This is a genomic window from Flavobacterium piscisymbiosum, from assembly GCF_020905295.1.
In the GTDB taxonomy this organism is placed as follows: Bacteria; Bacteroidota; Bacteroidia; order Flavobacteriales; family Flavobacteriaceae; genus Flavobacterium; species Flavobacterium piscisymbiosum.
Genome location: NZ_JAJJMM010000001.1, coordinates 3974168 through 3995905, shown reverse-complemented (window position 1 = coordinate 3995905; position 21738 = coordinate 3974168). Strand labels below are relative to the sequence as shown.

The 21738-nt window shown below is 36.1% G+C and carries 11 protein-coding genes; 3 read left to right on the top strand and 8 right to left on the bottom strand.

Features of this window, described 5'->3' with window-relative positions:
- Positions 1-125: 125 nt before the first annotated feature.
- From LNP81_RS17230 to LNP81_RS17205, 6 genes are all read right to left on the bottom strand, one after another.
- Positions 126-1547, bottom strand: coding sequence for a family 43 glycosylhydrolase (locus tag LNP81_RS17230; protein WP_230037971.1), 1422 nt, complete (start codon positions 1545-1547; stop codon positions 126-128).
- Positions 1548-1903: 356 nt separating this feature from the next.
- Positions 1904-3247: a TolB-like translocation protein gene (locus LNP81_RS17225; RefSeq protein WP_230037969.1), complete on the bottom strand. Its 1344-nt coding sequence runs from the start codon at positions 3245-3247 to the stop codon at positions 1904-1906.
- A gap of 278 nt (positions 3248-3525) precedes the next feature.
- Positions 3526-4860, bottom strand: coding sequence for a glycoside hydrolase family 88/105 protein (locus tag LNP81_RS17220; protein WP_230037967.1), 1335 nt, complete (start codon positions 4858-4860; stop codon positions 3526-3528).
- Between the two features lie 122 nt (positions 4861-4982).
- Positions 4983-5924 carry a glycoside hydrolase family protein gene (locus LNP81_RS17215; RefSeq protein ID WP_230037965.1) on the bottom strand — a complete coding sequence of 314 codons (942 nt, stop codon included), beginning with the start codon at positions 5922-5924 and terminating at the stop codon, positions 4983-4985.
- A gap of 352 nt (positions 5925-6276) precedes the next feature.
- On the bottom strand, positions 6277-8376 hold the full coding sequence (locus LNP81_RS17210; RefSeq protein WP_230037963.1) for a RagB/SusD family nutrient uptake outer membrane protein: 2100 nt from the start codon (positions 8374-8376) through the stop codon (positions 6277-6279).
- A 46-nt stretch (positions 8377-8422) separates the two neighbouring features.
- Entirely contained in the window at positions 8423-11578 is a 3156-nt protein-coding gene (locus LNP81_RS17205) for a SusC/RagA family TonB-linked outer membrane protein (protein WP_230037961.1), read from the bottom strand.
- Between the two features lie 421 nt (positions 11579-11999).
- On the opposite strand from LNP81_RS17205, the gene LNP81_RS17200 reads away from it, so the two are divergent.
- From LNP81_RS17200 to LNP81_RS17190, 3 genes are all read left to right on the top strand, one after another.
- A complete protein-coding gene (locus LNP81_RS17200) occupies positions 12000-14966 on the top strand; it encodes a glycoside hydrolase family 2 protein (RefSeq protein WP_230037959.1) in 2967 nt (988 codons plus the stop codon).
- Complete coding sequence (locus tag LNP81_RS17195; protein WP_230037957.1) at positions 14950-16755, top strand: alpha/beta hydrolase fold domain-containing protein; 1806 nt, start codon at positions 14950-14952, stop codon at positions 16753-16755. Before LNP81_RS17200 ends, LNP81_RS17195 begins: the two co-directional genes overlap by 17 nt.
- Positions 16756-16865: 110 nt before the next feature.
- Entirely contained in the window at positions 16866-18146 is a 1281-nt protein-coding gene (locus tag LNP81_RS17190) for a MutS-related protein (RefSeq protein ID WP_230037955.1), read from the top strand.
- Between the two features lie 68 nt (positions 18147-18214).
- Here the strand turns inward: LNP81_RS17190 and LNP81_RS17185 are convergent, their stop codons facing one another.
- Positions 18215-19054 (bottom strand): DUF4249 domain-containing protein, encoded by an 840-nt coding sequence (locus LNP81_RS17185; RefSeq protein ID WP_230037953.1) that lies wholly within the window; start codon positions 19052-19054, stop codon positions 18215-18217.
- Positions 19055-19059: 5 nt separating this feature from the next.
- Positions 19060-21678 carry a TonB-dependent receptor gene (locus LNP81_RS17180; RefSeq protein WP_230037951.1) on the bottom strand — a complete coding sequence of 873 codons (2619 nt, stop codon included), beginning with the start codon at positions 21676-21678 and terminating at the stop codon, positions 19060-19062.
- Positions 21679-21738 lie beyond the last annotated feature (60 nt).

The following is a 21738-nucleotide window of genomic DNA, read 5'->3' as shown; positions in this document are numbered from 1 at the left end:
TGATTTTATTCTCACCGTTATTAAAAACTTTGCGACTCTGCGCCTTTGCGAGATTATTTATTCATTACCAGAAGACGCACTGCTGTGCGTCTCTACAATCCAATCTTTGAACCTTTGTTGCTTTGTCACTTTGAACCTCCCTCAATACTTATTTGACTTACAGAAATATAATTCCCTGTACTTCCATAATTTGTTTTCTTTTTATCGGACCAATTGGGTCTTTCTTCTGTATTATAAACGGTTAAAATGTAATTTCCTTTTTTTAAAATCGGAGATCGAAATACCGGTCCTTCAATTGAAAATTTACTGTACATATCGATCGTATTTGTTAGTATGTTACGTCCATTTTCATCTGCTAAAACTACTTTTGCATAACCATTTTCAGGCCCTGAAAAGCTATACAATGTAGTCTGTCGTCCGTTAAATTTGATCGAAAAAGAAGCTTCTTTTTCATCTGATTTACTTTCAGAGTCGGTGTGTTTCCAATTTCCTTTGTATTGAATTTGTTTGTCAGTGTTTTTTAGTACTATTCCTTTATTTTCTAAAGCAGAAGCTATTCCAGTTGAAAGATTAATTTGCCATGCTTCCTGATACTTTGGCATTGAAACTGATGTTCCCGAAATTACAAACGGCTGCCAAACATAAGTAGCTGCAGATCCTTGTTTAGGATAAGACCAGCGATCTCCCATAAACATATAATTGGTTTCTTTTGTTCCCTGAATTGGTAAAACAAAGGTCGATTGTGAGTTCCATGTTAATGTTCCCTCCGGTGCGATTAATCCTCTTGATGTCCAAGGGCCTTTTAGTGAATTTGAGGTATAATAATAGTTATCGTTTTTCTCCCAGCTTGTAAGATGTGAACCTATAAAATAATACAAACCATCTTTTTTAAGCATTGTAGGTGATTCAAAACCTGTTGTAATATTTTCGTTTACCTTTTCTGTAACCGATTTATAATCATCACTTAATTTATAAATTTCGCCACCATGAACCAAAACATAACCCGATCCATCATCGTCCTGAAACGTACCCATATCCCATTTTTTTATGGGTTTCCCCTGAAATAAAAGTGGACCTTTGAACTCGTAAGGTCCTTTTATCTTTTTTGAAACCGCATACCCTACGAACTGATCTTTATAAGTCAGAGTATCGGCGTGCATGTACATAACGTATTCTCCTGTTTTGGGGCTTTTCATTACTTTAACCCTTTCTCCAACTCTGTTAGGACCCAATTTACCGGATCTTTGTACAGGAAGTGCAACACTTTCAAATTTCCAGTTATAAAGGTCTTTCGAGGAATAACAATTAAATCCAACAAAAGCGTTGCTGGTATCTGTGTGTGCTTCTCCAAAAAGATAAAATGTATCTTTCTCTTTTATAATATTTGCTCCATGTGCACTTACTATATTTCCGTTTTGATCCAGCCAGGGAACTCCGGAATAAATGGCATTGTTACTTTTATCACTATAAACATAATAGCCTAATTTACTTTGACTGTAGGAAGCTAAAGTGGAAATAGTAAAAATTAATACTGCTATTTTCTTCATTTTGAATTATTTTAAAATGGCCCACAGATGGAACGGATTTTTACGGATTTACGCTGTTTTTTTTGCCGCTAAGGCATAAAGTTTTTTTTCTTATTGGGTTAATTAATCTCGCAAAGGCGCAGAGTCGCAAAGCTTTTTTATTTTGAGCTTTGCAAAATGCTAAGTGACAAAGTTTTTTATTTGAAATACATTAAATCATTTTGTGATTTTATTCTCACCGTTAGTAAAAACTTTGCGACTCTGCGCCTTTGCGAGATTATTTATTCATTACCAGAAGACGCACTGCTGTGCGTCTCTACAATCCAATCTTTGAACCTTTGTTGCTCTAAAACTTTGTTCCTTTGCCCCTTTGCCCCTCAAAAACCACGTTTTAACCATTCTTTAGGCACATTTACAATACAAATATTCATCGTTCGATTGTCTTTAGAAAGCATTGCCGACTGAATCTGAATTTTTGTTCCGTCTCTGTTGAAAGTGGGATGAATATGATCTGCTGCAGTTTCTTTGTGTCCTGTGGTAAGCATCATCATTTCGTTTGTTTTTCGGTCTATTAAATACAAACTTCTTGAAAAATCATCTCCTACCGCCCATCTTCCGTCAGATGAACCGTGTACGTGCCATAAACCGCTGCCGCTTTTGGTTTGTCCTGCAATAATCATTTCTCTGGTTCTAAGGTTTACAATCGCCAGGCCTGTTGGTTTTTCACGCGTTCCTGAATTTCCCCAATTGCTTTCCTGTCCGGGATTTTCAGGATTGCGTACTTCAGTACTAGTTGTAACTTCTACCGGTTTTTCTTTATGAATATCGATTTTGCGATGCCCCATAATCGCCATTGCCACCTCATCTTTAGAAATTACAGCTTCATGCGTTACCCATTCATAATCAGATTCGGGATACAAAGGTCTTAAACCGGAACCGTCGGCCATGACGGTCCAGGTTCTTTGAGGTGATTTTCCTCCTGTTTCCCAACAAAAAACCAGTTCGCCGGGATTCCATATATTCGACTGAATATGTCCCACCTGAAACGGAACTGAAACAACATGTTTGAATTCACCTGTTTTCAAATTCATACTGCTAATTCCGCCTGGTCCTGCGCCCATGTTTCTTGGACCAAAACTCTTTTCGATTTTAATATTCGGATCTAAGTGTTTCGCTGCTTCTTCTTTCCCTATTCTAAAATAAACTCTTTCTTCATCAGCATCCAAAGCCATATCTCCCGAAGCGCCCATTTCAGGATTAGCCGTACCGCAAACACGCTCGTAAGCTGCAATAGTTTTCATTTTTCCGGCCTGACTGTCTTTAAAAACATCGGCTAAATTAACTTCTATAATCTGCATTTTATCTTCTGGTGCTTTACGCATAAAATACAATTTCATCGACTTTTGCGCCATACATAATGTTCCCGTATAACCGCCTTCTGTTACCTGAACCATTACACCTGATTTTTCATTAACCGCGACGGCTTCTCCATTGGCTCTTTTGGTTCTGAAAATCAGCCATTCGCCATCAGATGTCCATTGCGGATGTGTTGGATAGGTTTTAGAATCTCCCGCTGATGTTGTGGTCAAAAAAATTAATTCCTGACCCGTAACGGGGTCTTTGATGATCTTTTTTTCAGAAGGAAATCTTCTCCCAATCTGACTGAAAGCTGTTATTGTACATAACAGGAAAAGTATGTTTATTGTTGGTTTTAATTTCATATGCTGTTGGTTTATTTGCCGCTAAGTCGCTAAGTTTTTTTTAAATTACTTTATCTGTTTTATTATATTAAGTCTATAAGTTTTGTTGATATACTTTGTCGATTAATCGCGCAATCCCGATAGCTATCGGGAGCAAAGACACAAAGTTTTATTATCATTGCTTTTTTAATTATTCCTTGCGACTCTGCTCCCTATAGCTTACGGAATTGCGAGATTAATTCTAACCCGCTTCCAAAAACTCATAACTCATAATTCATAACCCATAACTCATTAACTTATTAACTCCTAACCTTCAATTGTATCGAACTGTCGTTGATTTCAAACTGATTGTTTTTCAGTAACAGAATCATTTCGGCTCCAGCCAATAAAACAGGACCGTAACCGTGTGCAGCATATAGATTTATGGGGCGATAATAATAGAAAGCGGGATCAAACCCCATTCCGGTACCTACGCAGGTTCCTTCGACCTGACCTTTTGCGTTTACTTTTGAAGCTACTGCATTCCACGCTAATAAAACTGCGGGTGTATAAGCCAGTTTGTCGACATAGCCGCGATTGATGGCTCTGGCAATTGAATAGGCATAAATGGCTGTCGCCGAAGTTTCTAAATAAGTATCATTTCGATCTATTAACTGATGCCAAAATCCGGTTCCGTCCTGATATTGTAATAATCCGGCAATGTGCTTTTGCAATTGAGACAAGACCTGAGAATAGCCCGGATGACCTTTAGGTAATACTTCTAATAATTCGACCATTGTCATTACTGCCCAGCCATTTGCCCTTGCCCAATGAAATTGAGGATGGACCTCCATCGACTCAACCCAACCGTGCATATAAAGTCCTTTTTGAGCATTGAACATTCTTTCAGAAAACTGATTAACTTGTTTTACGGCATCATCAAAATATTTGACATCGCCGGTATAATTGCCCATTTGTGCCAAAGCGGGAACGCTCATAAACATATCATCTAACCACAGCGAATTGTCCTGTGGTCTGTTTCTTGCCAGTGTCCCGTCTTGTAAACGATGCTCTTTTTCGCTTATGTATTTGATGAAATTATTGATTACAGGATCGTAAGGCGCATTTGGGTCGTTCTTTTTTGCTTTTATAAATGCTGCACATAATGCGCCTGCATCGTCTAAAGCTTTGGGCTGTAAAACGGTATGCACGGGAGAATCTTTTATATTTTCGGTTTTATAATTGGCTGCAATTTCTGCGATCAATTTTAAACGTTTGTTGGCATATTCTGCATATTCTTTTTTTCCTGTCGCATCGGCTGCCAAGAGCATTCCGGCATAGGTAACGCCCCATTCGTAACTTGTTAATCTAAAAGCACCGGAAGAAAATGCTATTTTTCCTTTGGCTTTTTTAAAATCTTTTACTTCTGAATTATCGCTTACATAAATCGCTTTTGAAGCCGTGTTTTCTTCCAGAAAAGTATAAACTCTGCTCAATACATTTTCGATATTATTTTTTTCCGGAATAATATATGGCGTTATATAATCCGGTTTCATTAAATGCAATGGTGCCGTTACATCGTTTGTCTGGGCTTTTATATTGGTACAAATTCCGATAGCGAAAACGGTTATAATTTTGGTCAGGTTATAATTCATGATAGTAGTTTTTTGTTAATATGAAAAGTGAATTTCAAAGTATTTTTGCTAATTTTACTCAATAGATAATTTCTATAGTTAATTCATAAATAATTAAAAATAAGATATTTAATAAACTTTAGTTAATGTTTTAGATTAATATAAACTGGTTGATCCCGATTGCAGATAATTTCTCCATTTATATACTCTAACTCGGCAACTTGTATCGAACTTCTTTTGGTTTCATAACTATCTATATCTTTATTTTCAGGTGTTCTTCCGGGATGTGTAAAGTAAAAAATATAAGCTCGATCGTTATTCACAATAACATCCAGATGTCCGCCAATTACTTTATCATCCTCTCCGGTTCCGGGAACTTGAAGAATGTTTTTTTCCTGTCGGTTCCAGTTCAGGAAATCCTCTGAAGAATATACATTCAATCCTCTCCATGAATCCGAAATCATCCAGTTTTTTCCTTTCCATTGAAATACTTTTGGACCTTCACCCCTGTCTTTTACAATTTTCTTTCCGCTGTCAACCCAATTATAGAGGTCTTTACTATCTGCATAATAAATTGATTTCCCGTCGTTTTCGTTGTTATAAAACATTCTCCATGAACCGTTTGGCAATTTAAAAACAGCAGCATCAATACATCTTTCCGAAGCCAGCTTCAATTGGGACTCGAATTTCCAGTCGATTAAATTTTTACTGGTTAAATGAATGATGGATCGTGGATGGTACCAATCGTTAAAAATTCCCGGAACGATTGTTAAATACATGTGATACAAGTTTTTATACTGAATTACATCCGGTGCCCAATGCGTTACCTCTTTAATTTTATAATTGATGTTGCAGGTATCTCTGTATTTCCAATTTGCACCATCAAAAGATTCAGCAATGCCAATTCGGGTTCCGTGTACCCAGGTTATTCCTTTTGCTGTGGTATCTTTTGCTCGTCGATTGGTGTAGAACATGAACCATTTTTTTTCTTTATTGTTCCAAATAATCGTTGGATCGGCGGCTCCGTCAAAAATAGGATCCCTATATAAAGGTTTATTGGCAATATGAGATTTCTCTTTTTTCATATCCTTTTGAGAGAAAACGGGCAGAGAAAACAGCAGTAATGCAATGTTCAATAAAAGATATTTGAGATTAGTTTTTGACATTTTTTCTATTTAATTTTCAATTACATGTGACCGATTTTATTCTTTTTCAACGAATACCAGATATTATACTATGAGTTGAAGTGACTCACTTTATATATATTGTAATTCAATATATTAAAAATAAAAAATAACAGTTAAAGATTGACTTTAAAATTAAAACACTAAGACGATATTAGCATCCTGTGCTTTCCTGCCTAAAAGATTACAAAAAGATAAATTCTAAAAAAAACCGTCTCTTTTGAGACGGTTTCAAAAACAAAAAATAAAAATACTAGTATCCAGGATTTTGCCAGTCTTTCTTTTGAGAATCAGATAAATTCGATCCGTCATCATTTAGCAATCCATCAATAAAGGATTGTGGTATTGGACGAAGTTCGTGTTTATTGGCCGTGATATTTGTTGCTGCTTCAGCATTGAATGCTTTTGCACGTTTGATTAACATTCCTGTACGGGAAAGTGTTTCCCAACGCTGCCATTCTCCTAATAGCTCACGTGTATATTCGTTAAGGATAAAGTTTAAGGCACGCTCGTAATCACTTGCCGCTCCAACTTTAGCAATAATAGCTTCATCTTCTGCCGGTAAATTAGCAGGAAATGATGTTAATCTTAAATCAGATGCCACAGTTGTAACCGGTATTGTTGGATTAGACAAATAATAGGTATTCATATCTAAATTTGAAGCTGTAAAGTTTGTCGCCGAAGTTCCTGTGTTCAAAGCATTTGTTTTAAACGCCTGAGAACCATCGTTATAATACGATCTATTTTCACCGCTTTTCCATTGTGCTCTTGCTCTAATCACGTTGATATCCTGCATTGCATTACCATATTGCTGTAAACGGGCATAACATTCTGCACGTATAAGATACGTTTCACCAAGACGTGCCATGATTACATCACGGTGTGCATCTCCTCTTTCTGCAGTTCTTGTACCATCTTCTGTTTTATTGATTCCGGCAAAGAAATTACAAATTGGCTGATTTTTGAATGTAGGTGCTACGTAAGTTCCGTTTTGGTACAAAACTGATGAGTTAGGCACATATTGTCCTTTAACAGCTGAGAGAGTTCCTGCTGTGGCAGTTTGTCTTTTTCCAGTTGTCCATTCTGGTAAACGGCCGTTTGCATCTGTCCAGGTTGGCGCCTGAACGCTTGCTCCAAATTTTGCACCGTTATACGTATTATCATCTTTAGTATTTAATATCATTACAATACCCGGATCCCCAATTTTTACTCCTGCATTGGCAGTAACTACTGTATTGGCTCCGTAAACAGTTCTAAACGTTTTCCACATACGGGCATCATTTACGTGATCGTAAACTGCATAAGCATATTCAGTTGGACGGCAACGTTGAAAGTCCATACTTCCAATCCAAACACCACGTTTTACCCATCCGCCTGAGAAACTGGAAAATTGTGGCGCAAAATAACTATACGTACGGTTTCCAAAACGACCAACTGTAGCAGCGTCTCCGTTATGTCCTGCAGCCATTAAGATTTCGCTTAATTGTTCGTTAGGGCAATCAATTCCAGTCCAATTCGCATAAAGATCACTATAATTAGGAGTTAGTGCGCCACGGGCAGATATTGCATAACTACAAGCTTGAATTGCTTCTTCAAGGTCCTTTGTTTTATACGCTGAATTCCATTTATCATTACGTTCTGAAGCACGGAATAATAGTGCTTTTGCTAAAAAATGAGCTGCAGTAGCTTTTGTCCATGTAATTCCTTTTCCATAAGTAAAAACTTCACCTTCAAAAAGTTCATACGCATTTCTTAAATCAGATATTACCTGTTCCCAACATTGCTCTTCTGTAGCACGTGTAAAATTACGAACTACTCCTGTTGCAGGTACTGTTTGCAATACCACACCACCGTATTGGGCTGTTAAACGGTAATAGTTGTATCCGCGTAAAAAATAAGCATGTGCCAAACAACGATTACGAATTTTTAAATCTTCAATTTTAGTTGGGGCTTTTGCAATGATAGTATTACAAGATGCAATTCCGTAATACATTTCATCCCAAAGTGCCGCAGGATTTGTAGCATTTCCGTTCGCTGCTCCTGTAGCTGCCGTAGCACCAATAGGTCCAAAACGATTGTCATAAGTATTCCACATTTCATTGGTCAAATCGTTTGCGTTTGTAAACTCATCCGTTCCGTACAATGTATTGGCATACGACCATTCGAAACCAAAATGCCAACGGATATTACCATAAAGCGATACTGCCAAAGATTGCAGCCCTTCTGGTGTGTCAAAATAATCAGTCGAATATTGATTGTTCAATTCTTCGTCAAGAAAGTCTTTTGAACAGGAAGAAATCGATAATCCTATCATGATCAAGAAACTGATTCCGATATTTTTTATAGTATTCATTTTTTTACTTTTTTTGTTATACTTAATTCGTTACAACACATTATTATTAAAACCCAACTTCAAGACCCATAACGAAACTGCGATTAGAGTATGTCGAATTTGTATCCAGATCATACCAATCTAATGATTGATAAATATTACCCGGATTTACCGCTTGTACATAAAGTTTAAAATTGGCCAATCCTACTTTTGAAGCCAGATCTTTAGGGAAATTATATCCTAATGAAATATTACGAATTTTTACAAATGAAGCTTTTGGGAAACCAAGAAGCCCTGAGAATTTATCAGCAGAACCCGATGTTGCTTGTCCCAAAATAGGTTTTTGAAACTCAGCTCCTGTATTATCAGGTCTCCAGTAATCAACCTCTCTTTGATTACTATGTGATGTAAGAGCTTCTCCGCCTAAATCAGCCAAATAACCCATACGTCCGTAAATATTGATTCCCAATTCAATTCCTTTATATTCAAAATTGTTATTCCATCCCATCGTCCAGGTTGGGTTACTGTTACCCAAAACTGTACGGTCAGCAACATCCATTTTGTAATCTCCGTTTTGATCTTTAGGACGAACATTTCCCGGAGTAAATCCGTAACCATTAGCATTCCATTTTGCCATTTCAGCCTGATCTTCAGGAGTATCCTGCCACATACCTAAGTTATCAAAACCATAACGAACAGCGATTTGCTCACCAATAAACCATGTATTGTCCGGCATATCATTTTTACCGTATGCTAATTCCAGAATTTCATCTTTCTGCCACGCTGCATTTAGGTTGGTTTCCCATGTAAATCCACCTTTAGTCTGAATTGGAATTAAATTAAGTGTTACCTCAATACCTTTATTACTTGTTTTACCAATATTGGCAAAAGTCGAAGGAAAACCTGTTAACGTTGGGATTTTAACCGCCATCAATAAATCATTTGTAAATGATCTATAAACATCAATAGCACCACTTACTCTATTATTGAAGAAACTAAAATCTACTCCAAGATTGTATTGTGTTGTTTTTTCCCATCCAAGTTCTTTGTTCGCCATTGATAACTGAGTATCTGTATAATAAGGCTCATTAGTCGTATAAGCAATCTGGTTACTCATACCGTTGAACGGAAGAAATATAGAAGAAATACTTCCTTTTGTTTTATAAGGCTCTACCGATGAGTTACCTGTTGTACCAAAACCTAAACGAAGTTTAAGATTTTCGATCCAGTTTACTCCTTTTAAGAATTCTTCATTATTAACTCTCCAGGCCAAAGCGGCTGAAGGAAAGAAATCCCATTTGTGTCCTTCTGCCAATTGCGAAGCACCGTCCCAACGACCGGACACTGTCAATAAGTAACGATTATCGAAACCGTAATTTACACGAGCCATATAAGAGCTTAACTGACGTTCTGTAAGACCTGAACTCATACGACCATTATTAGCAGGATTGGTAAGATCAACTGTTCCCATTGCGTTCCATAAAAAAGATGGTTTTTGGATATTGTTAGCACTCATCGAAGAGTTTTCAATATTCCATGATGAAGCCGTTTGCAATAAAGTCATTCCTACTTTGTGTCTCGCAGCAAAAGTTCTGTCGTATGTAATGATGTTATCTAAAGTCCATGAAATATCTCTACGGTTTTGTAAACGTGCATAATTAGTACCAGCGCTTCCATCTGAATTAACTTTAAGTGATGAAGTTCCATCAACATAAACACCTTCTCTCCAATGACGGAAATCTGGCCCAAAATTGATTTTATAACTAAGTCCTTCTAAAGGCTGGTATAGTTTTCCAATATTAAAATTGGCAGAAAAATTACCTAAAGCACGAAGCGTTTGAGACTGTTGAGTACTTTTGTCCCATTCGTCTATGATCGTGTAAACACCAGATTCTCCACCCGGATTAATAATCATTTTACCATTTGCATCATAAGGAACTGCAATATTATAAATTGATTTTGCTGCTCCAAGAATGGCATTTGGCGATGTTCCGCTTCTTGCCTGTAAAGTAGACATACCGTAATCCTGTGTACTCCATGAAACGTTTAAAGACGCCGTCATACCAAACCAGTCAACAGGGTTTATGTTTGAACTTAATTTAGCCGTGTAACGCTTGTACCATTGCCCTTTTTGAGTTCCTTCATTATCTAAAAATCCAAGCGATGCGTATGTATTGATTTTTTCTGAACCACCACTGGCACTTAATACATGCTCTTTAGTGATTCCTGCCTGAGTTACAAAATCAGTCCAGTCTGTATTGGTTACTTTAGAAGCATCCCAAGTTCCACTTTGCCATCCTTTCAATACATTATCTCTTGAAGTTTGTCCGTCTAATGCGCTGTCAAAAATCAATTTGTCATTCGCCATAGTCGGAGAATTCGGATGTGCATAAAGCGTTGGATTAAGGTTATAAGCAGCCCAACGTCTGAATTGAATAAAATCTTCCGCATTCATTGATGGTGCTCTGTCTACAACACTAGAAGTTGTTAATGTTCCTGCATAGTTTAATGTAAAAACCCCGGCCTTACCTTGTTTGGTTGTAACAATGATAACCCCGTTTGCTCCACGAGAACCGTAAATAGCGGTTGCAGATGCATCCTTAAGAACATCGATCGATGCAATATCCCTCGGGTTCAGTGTTTCTATAGATGAATCCGACATTAAAGGCACACCATCTACTACATAAAGCGGATTATTACTTGCTGTTAATGAACGAGTACCACGAATACGAACCGTACCAATAGAACCCGGACGCTCGTTGCTGGTAATATCAACTCCGGCAGCTTTTCCTTGTAATGCTTCAAGAGCATTCGAAACTGGTCTGTTCATTAATTGCTCCGCGGTTACACTTGCAACAGCACCGGTTACATCAGATTTCTTTTGTGTACCGTAACCTACAACAACCACCTCGTTAAGCTGAGACACATCATCTGCCAGTTTTACATTGATTTCTGAATTTGTTCCCACAGCAATTTCCTGTGTTTTAGAACCTGTCGAGGAAAAAACCAATACCTGTCCCTGAGTTGCATTTACAGAATACTTACCATCAAAATCGGTGGTAGTTCCTGTCTTGGTTCCCTTAACAAGTACATTTGCGCCCGGTATTGGTAACCCAGATATATCTGTAATGGTTCCTTTAACCACTTTGTTCTGCGAATAAGCTGTAGTATGCAATAAGGCAAACAGAGCCAAAATCAGCAAAAAATTAAGCTTGTTTTTCATAAAAGTTAAAATTTGGTTAATTATTTAGTTAATCCAAATTTATCGAGAACCTCCATGCTCTGTATCCTGTAGTATCCTGTTAGCTTTCAATATCTTATATTATTTTTTATATTTATCTTAACAGAAAAAACACACAACAGCTTGATTTACAACCAGTATTTAAAAGAGAAAACATCAAAATATCATATCAAAAAAAATATTTATTTATTTTTTTACTATTCCTATTTATTTATATAAAAAATTATGGATTGAAAAACAAATACTACAATTTACTATGTATTTAATTCTATAAACAGGATGCTACAGGATGGTAATTTGACTCTATGCTGATACTTTTACTTTAATAATTTTTCAGATTTTGAAAAGTTGAAATTGAATTAGTATTCCAACTGATTCAGATTATTATAAATCAACAATCCCAATGAAAAAAGTTTTTATATACTTTACTATATTCCTGTTTAATTCCGTTTTATTCTCGCAGGAATTTAAGAGAGAAAAGTTTAATTTTAATGCCGATTGGAAACTAAAAACAGGAGATTTTAAAGATGCCGGGACTATAAACTTCAATGATAATTCATGGAAAAAAGTAACCCTACCGCATGCCTACAATCAGGAAGAAGCTTTTGAAAAAGACATCGAACATCTCACCACAGGAATTGTCTGGTATCGTAAAAAATTCAAATTGCCTAAAGGAATTAAGGATCGCAAAATTTTTATTGAATTTGAAGGCATCCGACAAGCGGGAGAAATTTATGTAAACGGACAAAAAGTGGGACTTCATGAAAATGGCGTGATGGCTTTTGGCTTTGATATTTCGGATTTAATTAAACCATTCCCTTCAGAAAATACTATTGCACTCCGAATTGATAATGACTGGAAATACAAAGAAAAAGCCACTGGAGCTTCTTATCAATGGAACAATATTAATTTTAATGCTAATTATGGCGGCATTCCTAAAAACGTCTTTTTGCATATTACTAGTAAATTATATCAGACACTTCCACTCTATTCTTTTCTAAAAACTACTGGCGTTTATATTTATCCCTCTAAAATTGATATTCCAGCCGCAAGCGCTGTAATAAATGCCGAAACCGAAATTCGTAATGAATTCAATACATCTAAAACTGTTGAATATGAAGTACTAATTGAAGATATTAACGGAAAACCAATTGCTTCTTTCTCTGGTGAAAAAATGACTGTTTTACCTAACGAAACTAAAACTTTAAAAGCAAATCATCTCGTTGAGAATCTACATTTCTGGAGTTGGGGATACGGTTATTTATATACCGTAAAAACCATTTTGAAAGTGGATGGAAAAACTATTGATGAAGTTTCGACTAAAACCGGATTCAGGAAAACGGAATTTAAAGAAGGACAATTTTGGTTGAATGACAGGGTACTTCAGGTAAAAGGATATGCGCAGAGAACCAGTAATGAATGGCCGGCAATTGGGATGTCGGTTCCGCAATGGTTAAGTGATTTTAGCAATAAATTAATTGTAGAAGGCAATGGAAATTTAGTGCGATGGATGCACGTAACGCCCTGGAAACAGGATATTGAATCCTGCGACAGAGTGGGATTATTACAGGCAATGCCCGCAGGCGACGCCGAAAAAGATGCGCAGGGCGATACCTGGAAACAACGGGTAAATCTGATGCGCGATGCCATTATTTATAACCGAAACAATCCGAGTATTATTTTTTATGAAAGCGGCAACGAATCGATAAGCGAACCGCACATGCATGAAATGAAAAGCCTCAGGGATACGTATGATCCTTTTGGAGGACGCGCGATTGGTTCCCGTGAAATGCTGGACAGTCAGGAAGCTGAATATGGCGGAGAAATGCTTTATATTAATAAAAGCGCCAGAAAACCTTTGTGGGCAACTGAATATTCGAGAGATGAAGGTTTGCGTAAATATTGGGACGAATTCTCCCCTCCGTATCATAAAGAAGGCGACGGTCCTTTGTATCGCGGCAATCCTGCTCAGGATTACAATCACAATCAGGATCGACATGCTATAGAAAATATTGTACGCTGGTATGATTATTATCGTGAAAGACCCGGAACCGGAAAAAGAGTGAATTCAGGCGGTGTAAATATCATATTTTCGGACTCGAATACGCACCATCGCGGGGAGCAAAATTACAGAACAAGCGGCGAAGTCGATGCCATGCGCATTCCCAAAGACGGTTATTGGGCGCATCAGGTGATTTGGGATGGCTGGGTTGATATCGAAAAACACCGCACTCATATTATGGGGCACTGGAATTATACTGATAAAGTTGTCAAAAACATTTACGTAGTTTCGACAGCTTCTAAAGTTGAACTATTTGTAAATGGAGTTTCACAAGGTTTTGGTAAACAAAGCAGCGAATTCTTATTTACTTTCGAAAATATAGCTTGGAAATCCGGAACAATTAAAGCGATTGGCTATGATGAAAAAGGAACCGTTTTTAGCGAAGATTCTAAAATCACGGCTGATGAACCGGCAGCAATTCAACTAAAATTACACACTCAACCTGAAGGAATGCTGGCAGACGGTAATGATGTTGCTCTGATTGATGTTGAAGTGGTTGACAAAAACGGAAACCGTTGCCCGATCAGTAATGATTTGATCACTTTTACTCTTGATGGACCTGCGAACTGGCTTGGAGGAATTGCACAAGGGCCAAACAATTACATTCTTTCAAAAGAAATTCCGGTCGAAAATGGCATCAACAGAGTCATGATTCAATCTTTGGCGAAAGCCGGAAAAATAAAGGTTACCGCTTCCGCGAAAGGACTAAAAGAAGCCGAAATCAATTTTACAACAAAACCTGTAACGGTTGTAAACGGCATTACGAAAGAATTGCCGGGAATAGATCTTCCTTCGAATTTAGAACGCGGCTCAACGCCAAAAATGCCTTCGTATACGCAAAAAAGAATTGCTGTAAATATCCTGAACGCTGTTTCGCCATCGAATAATAATGATACTTATAAAAGTTACGATGATAATGAATTGACAGAATGGCGAAATGACGGAAACCTTAATACAGGATCGATAACATACACGCTTTCGAAACCAACTATAGTAAACGAATGTGTGGTAAAAATGACAGGATGGAGAACCAAAATTTATCCTATTCGTATTTTAGCGGATGGAAAAGAAGTTTTTAAAGGTAATACAACTCAAAGTTTGGGTTATATTACTATCGCTTTGGAGCCTGTTCTTGCTGAAAAAATCACTGTTGAATTAATCGGATCAAGCAAGGAAAAAGACGGTTTTGCTAAAATTGTTGAAGTAGATGCTAGAAAAGAACTAGATTTATATAAAGATAAAACATCAGTAGATGTAACCGGACAATTACGTATTGTTGAAATAGAATTTTATGAAAAAATCAAATAATTTGAAACCGCTAAAAGCCTTATTCTTTTTGATATCCTTTTGGATGATCACTCCATCATTTGCACAAAAAAAGGAAATTCCGTTATGGGATAAAATCCCTGATGAAATTAAATATTCGGCATATTCAGAAATAACAGACCGCAAAGGCGATATTTCCGAAGGAGTTCGACAAGTCACTTTACCTACTCTTACTGCTTATTTTGCCGATGCCGAAAAATCAAACGGAACTTCGGTTATCATTTGTCCGGGCGGTGGTTACGGCATGCTGGCGATTAATAAAGAAGGTTATAAAGTAGCCGAATGGTTCAATAGTTTGGGTATCAATGCTTTTGTATTAAAATACAGATTACCAAGTGATCTGATCATGAAAAACAAAACAGTTGGACCTTTGCAGGATGCTCAGGAAGCGGTTCGATTGGTACGTAAAAATGCTGCAAAATGGAAACTAAACCCGAACAAAATTGGGATTATGGGATTTTCTGCCGGAGGACACTTGGCAGCAACATTAAGCACGCATTATAATGACAAAGTTTACACGCCAATTGATACAACAAGTGCTAAACCTGATTTTTCTCTTTTAATTTATCCTGTTATTTCCATGCAAAACGGAATTACTCATGAGGGTTCAAGGGATAATTTATTAGGCAAAAATGCGGTAAGTGAAGCCATTGATAAATATTCTACTGAAAAACAGATTAATGCTACCACTCCCCGAGCTTTTTTGGTTCACGCTACTGATGATAAAGCGGTTCCGGTTGAAAACAGCATCAATTATTATCTGGCTTTAAAAAAAGAAAAGGTTTCTGCCGAAATGCATTTGTATGAAGATGGCGGTCACGGTTTTGGTTTAGGCGTAAAAGGAACGAATGCATCCTGGCCAAAAGACTGTGAAAAATGGCTTGCTGCTAACAATTATATTCTGAAACCTGAAGGATATGTATTTACTTATTTTAAAGGAAATGGCGAAGACGGACTTCATCTGGCGTATAGCGAAGATGGTTATAAATGGAATACTTTAAAAAATGACACATCGTTTTTGACTCCCGAAGTGGGCAAAGACAAACTGATGAGAGATCCTTGTGTGGTTAAAGGCGGCGACGGATTGTATCATATGGTCTGGACAGTGAGCTGGACGGATAAAGGGATTGGTTATGCTTCATCAAAAGATTTGATTCATTGGTCGAAACAGGAATTTATTCCGTTAATGGCGCATGAGGAAAAAGCCAGAAATACGTGGGCTCCCGAAATTACTTTCGACGAAAAAAATAAAACCTATATGATTTATTGGGCTTCGACAATAGACGGGAAGTTTCCTGAAACAAAATCGGATGAAGAAAAAGGATACAATCACCGCATTTATTATACGACTACGAAGGATTTTAAAAAGTTTGAAAAAACAAAATTATTGTACGAACCCGGCTTTAATGTTATCGATGCTTCGATTGTAAAACAGGATCAGGGATATGTAATGTACCTTAAAGATGAAACGCGTAATCCGGTACAGAAAAATTTAAAAATCGCCATCAGTAAAAAGCTGACAGGTCCTTATAGTAAAGCCAGCGAACCTATTACAGGAAATTATTGGGCCGAAGGACCAACAGCCATTCAAATCGACAATCAATGGACGGTTTACTTTGATAAATATACATTGAAAAAATACGGTGCTGTACAACAAACTTCAAAAGGCTGGCAGGATATTTCAGACAAGGTTAGTTTTCCATCGGGAACGCGACATGGTACGGTGATAAAAGTTTCTGCTGAGGAAATTAGCAATTTGAAGAAGGAGTAATATTTTTGCTTGGTTTGGATATTTTATACATTTAATCTTCTTAAATTTCGCATTATAAAAGCAGAAGAATCGTTTTTAAATTTTAATCGAAATAACCCAAAATACTAAACATGAAGAATATTCAGGATTTAAATATTAAAAATGAAGTATTACCTATTTTCGATTATTCTTTAAATTCTTTTACTAAAAACAAGATTCTGAATTTATTAGAAACTCCTCTAAAATCTGAGGATGCAATCATTGAACGACAAAATATTCTAATAGGTTTTGCTGCGAATTATAAGGTTTTAAAAGATTATTCCTATACGGTTCTTTATCTCAATGAAGTGCATACTTTTCTACATAATTTTAAAGAAAAAGATGCCGAAAGAAAACGGTTTATATTTTCAAACCCTACTGATGATGACATTCTTCTTCATAATAAAATTCATCAATTAGTATTATTTTTTTATCGATTGGAGTCTACTTGTTTCTCAAGAATTAATTTAAAAGATTTTCCTGAAACGTATCGAGCCGATTTAAAAAGAATTTTAGTTTTTCTTTCTTTTTTAGAATTAAGAAAATACGAAGAAATGATTCGGGAGAGAAAGTTCAAATACAAGCATATTAAAGAAATAACAGCTAAAATTTCTAAACTAAAATCAGATAATAAAATAGATCTTTTTTGGGAAGATTTGTTTTTATTTGAATCGTATTTATCTATTAATAAAGCTATAATTACTAAAAAATTTGTTTTTCCTACTTTCGATAAAAAGGCAATAAATCTAACTGAATTTTACCATCCTATACTTAAAAATCCAATCAAAAATGATTTTAGCTCTACCTGTAATGTGATTGTTCTGAATGGGCCAAACATGTCCGGGAAATCGACTTTTCTTAAATCAATAAGTTTATGTATTTATTTAGGAAACTTGGGATTAGGAATTCCAGCTTCTGCGGGAATAATTCCTTTTTGCAATAATTATTCGATTGGAATTAATAAACGAGATGATATTTTAAACGGTTATAGTCATTTTATGACCGAAATTGTAAATCTTAAAAATGTCGTTGTAAACGCTGCCGAAGGAAAAAGATGTTTCGCTGTTTTTGATGAAATTTTTAATGGTACCAATATCGAAGATGCCTTAGAAATATGCAAAACAACGATACAAGGTCTAAGTCAGTATAAGGATTCCTATTTTTTTATCTCTACACACCTTCAGGAATTAAAGAACTTTACCAACAGTAATGTTTCTACTTTTTATTTAGATTGCGAATTGATTGATAGCACACCCACCTTTACTTATAAATTAAAAAAAGGATGGTCTGACATTAAAGTCGGAAGAATTTTATTTGATAAAGAAGGATTAAATAAATTATTGCAACAAAGCCCAATTGATGATGCGGTTTAAATAAAAAAACACCTGACATAATTATTTATATGCCAGATGTATTTACAAATCAACCTCCAATTAAATTCTTATTTTACTGTATACGACATACGGTTTGCTTCACAAAGCCTGAAGTAGCCTAAAGCAAAATTGTTAGCATCAGTAGTATTGATAATATTTCCTCTTATATTGCCCGGTACTGCACCAAAAGGGTTCGAATTTGTTGCTTCTAAAATCAAATTCATGTAATTATAAAAGTTTTTAGAAATACCACGATGTGTGATATCAAGAACTTTCCCTGGCTTTAGATCTTCATCTGTAAATTTTTCATTGATTTCATTTCCATTCAAAAATTCGTCACTTGTCGATGTGTATTCCGGATAAGGCAAAATATCCGTTTTATAATCTGTTAGATAATAATTGACCTGATCAGCAGGATCTTTATAATAAAATGTTACCACAATAAGATCTTCTCCTGTTACATCGGCCATAAATTCCTGGTCTATTCTTTCAACTTTCGGCACAGAAACTAATTTTTCGGTAGCGGTTAGAGTTTGTCCATCAACTTGTACAAATAATTTATATTCCATATCAATTGCAGGAACAAAATTAGTACACTTATATAAACCCGGTTCAGCTTCATTAAATGTGAAAATATCTCCATTACTATTTTCAACTCTTACCTGTGCTCCTGAAACTTTTGGTGTCGTTGGACTGTAATACGAAGCCATTCTGGTAATTTTTATGGTCTGTTCGTTTCCGCTTGTTCCTTTTTCCCAAATGATCTCGGCATCGACTACTATTTTAGGATCTCCAGTTTCCAGATCAAGTTCAACAACCTTGTCACAGGATGAAAGAAGTAAAACAAAAAGAAGACTAAATAAAGTGAATGCTTTACTTTTTAAGTTGTATTTTTTTAATCGCAACATAACTATTAAAATTTAAAATTATAAGAAACTCCAGGTACTAAACCATAAATAGACAACTGTTTTGACTCATTCCCTCCCGTAGTATCATTTTGAGAAAACGTGATCGATGCAGCATTTTGTCTGTTATAAAGATTATAAATACTAAATACCCAATAGCTTTGCCATCCTTGTTTTTTATCTGGTTTAGGCGTATAAGTTGCGCCAATATCCAGGTGATGATATGCAGGAAGCCTGTCCGCATTTCTCAAGGTATAATTAGGTACATTTCTTCCGCCAAATTCATAATAACCGTTTGGATACGTTACCGGCTGACCTGATTGTAAACTAAAATTAGCATTAAAAGACCATTTAGGATTGAACTCGTAATTTGCAGTAACATTTAGATTATGCAATTTATCGTATCCTGATAAATACCAGCCTCCATTGGCAATACCCGGTTCTTCAGGCGTTCTTCCCGGCGTTCTTTGTTCAGCTTTAGACAAAGTATACGCAACCCATCCTGTAAAACGACCTGTATTTTTTCTGAACAATAACTCCATACCGTATGATCTCGCTTCTCCGTTCAGGATATCCTGCTCGATATTATTGTTACCCAATAAATTTGCACCATCAATATAATCGATACGGTTTTTTATTTTTTTATAAAATAATTCTCCTTCAAATGAATACTCACGTTCCTTGAAATTCTTGAAATATCCTACTGCATACTGATTCAGCATTTGTGGTTTTGTAAAAGGTCCGCTTGGTGTCCAGATCGTCATAGGCAACGGAGCGCGGGTATTCGACAACATATGAATGTATTGCGCCATTCTGTTATAACTCGCTTTTACCGAAGTTTCATCATTGAAAGCATAGGACAAGGCCAATCGCGGTTCAAGGTTATCAAACTTACTGATGGTTTTTCCTTTTCCGTAATATTTACTTCCTATTGGGTCTGCTTCTTCATAAATATGATATAACGGATTGTATACTACCGATTGTCCATTTTCATAAGTACTAATAGTTTCTCCGCCTAAACGTAAAAATGTACTGTATCGAAGACCGTAACGAAGATTCAGTTTTTCTGTAACCTGATTTTCGACATCAAGAAAAGCAGAAGTCTCTAAAGCATATTTTTTATCTAACTGACTGTAATTAAACTGCGAATCGACACCATACGGCTGTACAGTTCCCGGATTAAAATCATAATACAAACCATCGATACCATAATTCAGTTTAAAATTGTCTGATATCGTGTGATTCCAATTGTATTTAAGTCCGTAGTTGGTAATTTTACTATCCCATTCAAATTTTTGAAAAGGTATTTGAAGATTAAATTTATAATCACTGTAAAAAACAGAAAGGTTCGTATTTAAATTGTCTGAAAATTTATGTTTCCAGCTAACCGTTCCCATAGTATTACCGTAAGTACTGGCAAAAAAGTTATTAATATCAAATAAATCATTTCCCATATAACCGGAAAAAGCAATTGTATTATTGGCTCCCAAACGGTAATTAAGCTTAGCATTAATATCATAAAACATTACAGAACTCTTGATATCAGTAAGCTTTAAAAATAAATGCGCATAAGAAGCACGTCCTGCAATAATAAACGAACCCACATCTTTTTTAAGAGGCCCCTGCACTAAAAGTCGGCTTGATATTAGACCAATACCTCCATTTACTTTATAATCATTAAGGTCTCCGGTTTGCTGAGTTACATCAAGAACGGAAGAAACACGTCCTCCAAATTTAGACGGAATCCCTCCTTTATATAAATCTAATCCGTTTACAATATCTGCATTAAAAATAGAAAAGAAACCAAACATATGAGAATCTCCATATACCGGAGCACCATCCAAAAGAATTAAATTCTGGTCAGCGGCACCACCACGAACATTAAACCCTGATGAAGCTTCGCCGGCATTGGTAACACCGGGTAAAGTCAATAATGATTTTAAAGGATCCGGCTCACCCATCGCAGTCGGGAGTCTTTTGATCTCGGCCATCGAAAGTTTATTCACACTCATTTGAGTATTCTTTACATCAACTGCCTTGCTTGTTGTGATGACCACCTGCTCTAATTGCTGACTGCCTGATTCCATGTTAAATTTCATTCTTTCATCATCAGAAATCGTAATACGCTTTTCTTTATTTTTCAGACCTACATAACTAATCTCAACAGTATAAGTGCCATTGTCAAGTTCTATCGAAAAATATCCATTCGCATCAGTTGTAGCACCAGTACCAGCTTCTCTTACATAAACATTAGCACCAATAACCGGCTCTCTGTTATCGTCAAGAACCTGACCGGTTAGCTTGTTTTTTTTTTTAGCCGATGCTGCTTTCGTAATTTTTTGCTTTACGAATATATTATTGCCTACTATCGAAAATTGAATTGATGCGCTCTTATTCAGTTCGTTGATCAATTCTTTTATATCGGTATTGGTAAACGTACGTTTTTGGGTAAAATATTTTTGACTTGTATTAATTTGATCTGTAAAGGCAAATTTAAAATCGGTTTGATTTTCTATCTGCTTAAAAAATTCTTTTAATGTTACAGTCTGGTCTACCGTTACGGTTACGTTTTGGGAAAACATACACCAACTGAATAAAAAAAAGCATGCTGAAATTATATGCTTCATGAAATTTTGTATTTTTGAATATTATTAAATAGGATAGCTTCATACTATCTTGACAATGAG

What these genes read in the sequence shown, in the direction of transcription:
- LNP81_RS17230 (WP_230037971.1), bottom strand. Translation starts at nt 1,547, where the DNA reads ATGAAGAAAATAGCAGTATTAATTTTTACTATTTCCACTTTAGCTTCC.
- LNP81_RS17225 (WP_230037969.1), bottom strand. Translation starts at nt 3,247, where the DNA reads ATGAAATTAAAACCAACAATAAACATACTTTTCCTGTTATGTACAATA.
- LNP81_RS17220 (WP_230037967.1), bottom strand. Translation starts at nt 4,860, where the DNA reads ATGAATTATAACCTGACCAAAATTATAACCGTTTTCGCTATCGGAATT.
- LNP81_RS17195 (WP_230037957.1), top strand. Translation starts at nt 14,950, where the DNA reads ATGAAAAAATCAAATAATTTGAAACCGCTAAAAGCCTTATTCTTTTTG.
- LNP81_RS17210 (WP_230037963.1), bottom strand. Translation starts at nt 8,376, where the DNA reads ATGAATACTATAAAAAATATCGGAATCAGTTTCTTGATCATGATAGGA.
- LNP81_RS17200 (WP_230037959.1), top strand. Translation starts at nt 12,000, where the DNA reads ATGAAAAAAGTTTTTATATACTTTACTATATTCCTGTTTAATTCCGTT.
- LNP81_RS17215 (WP_230037965.1), bottom strand. Translation starts at nt 5,924, where the DNA reads ATGAAAAAAGAGAAATCTCATATTGCCAATAAACCTTTATATAGGGAT.
- LNP81_RS17185 (WP_230037953.1), bottom strand. Translation starts at nt 19,054, where the DNA reads ATGTTGCGATTAAAAAAATACAACTTAAAAAGTAAAGCATTCACTTTA.
- LNP81_RS17205 (WP_230037961.1), bottom strand. Translation starts at nt 11,578, where the DNA reads ATGAAAAACAAGCTTAATTTTTTGCTGATTTTGGCTCTGTTTGCCTTA.
- LNP81_RS17180 (WP_230037951.1), bottom strand. Translation starts at nt 21,678, where the DNA reads ATGAAGCATATAATTTCAGCATGCTTTTTTTTATTCAGTTGGTGTATG.
- LNP81_RS17190 (WP_230037955.1), top strand. Translation starts at nt 16,866, where the DNA reads ATGAAGAATATTCAGGATTTAAATATTAAAAATGAAGTATTACCTATT.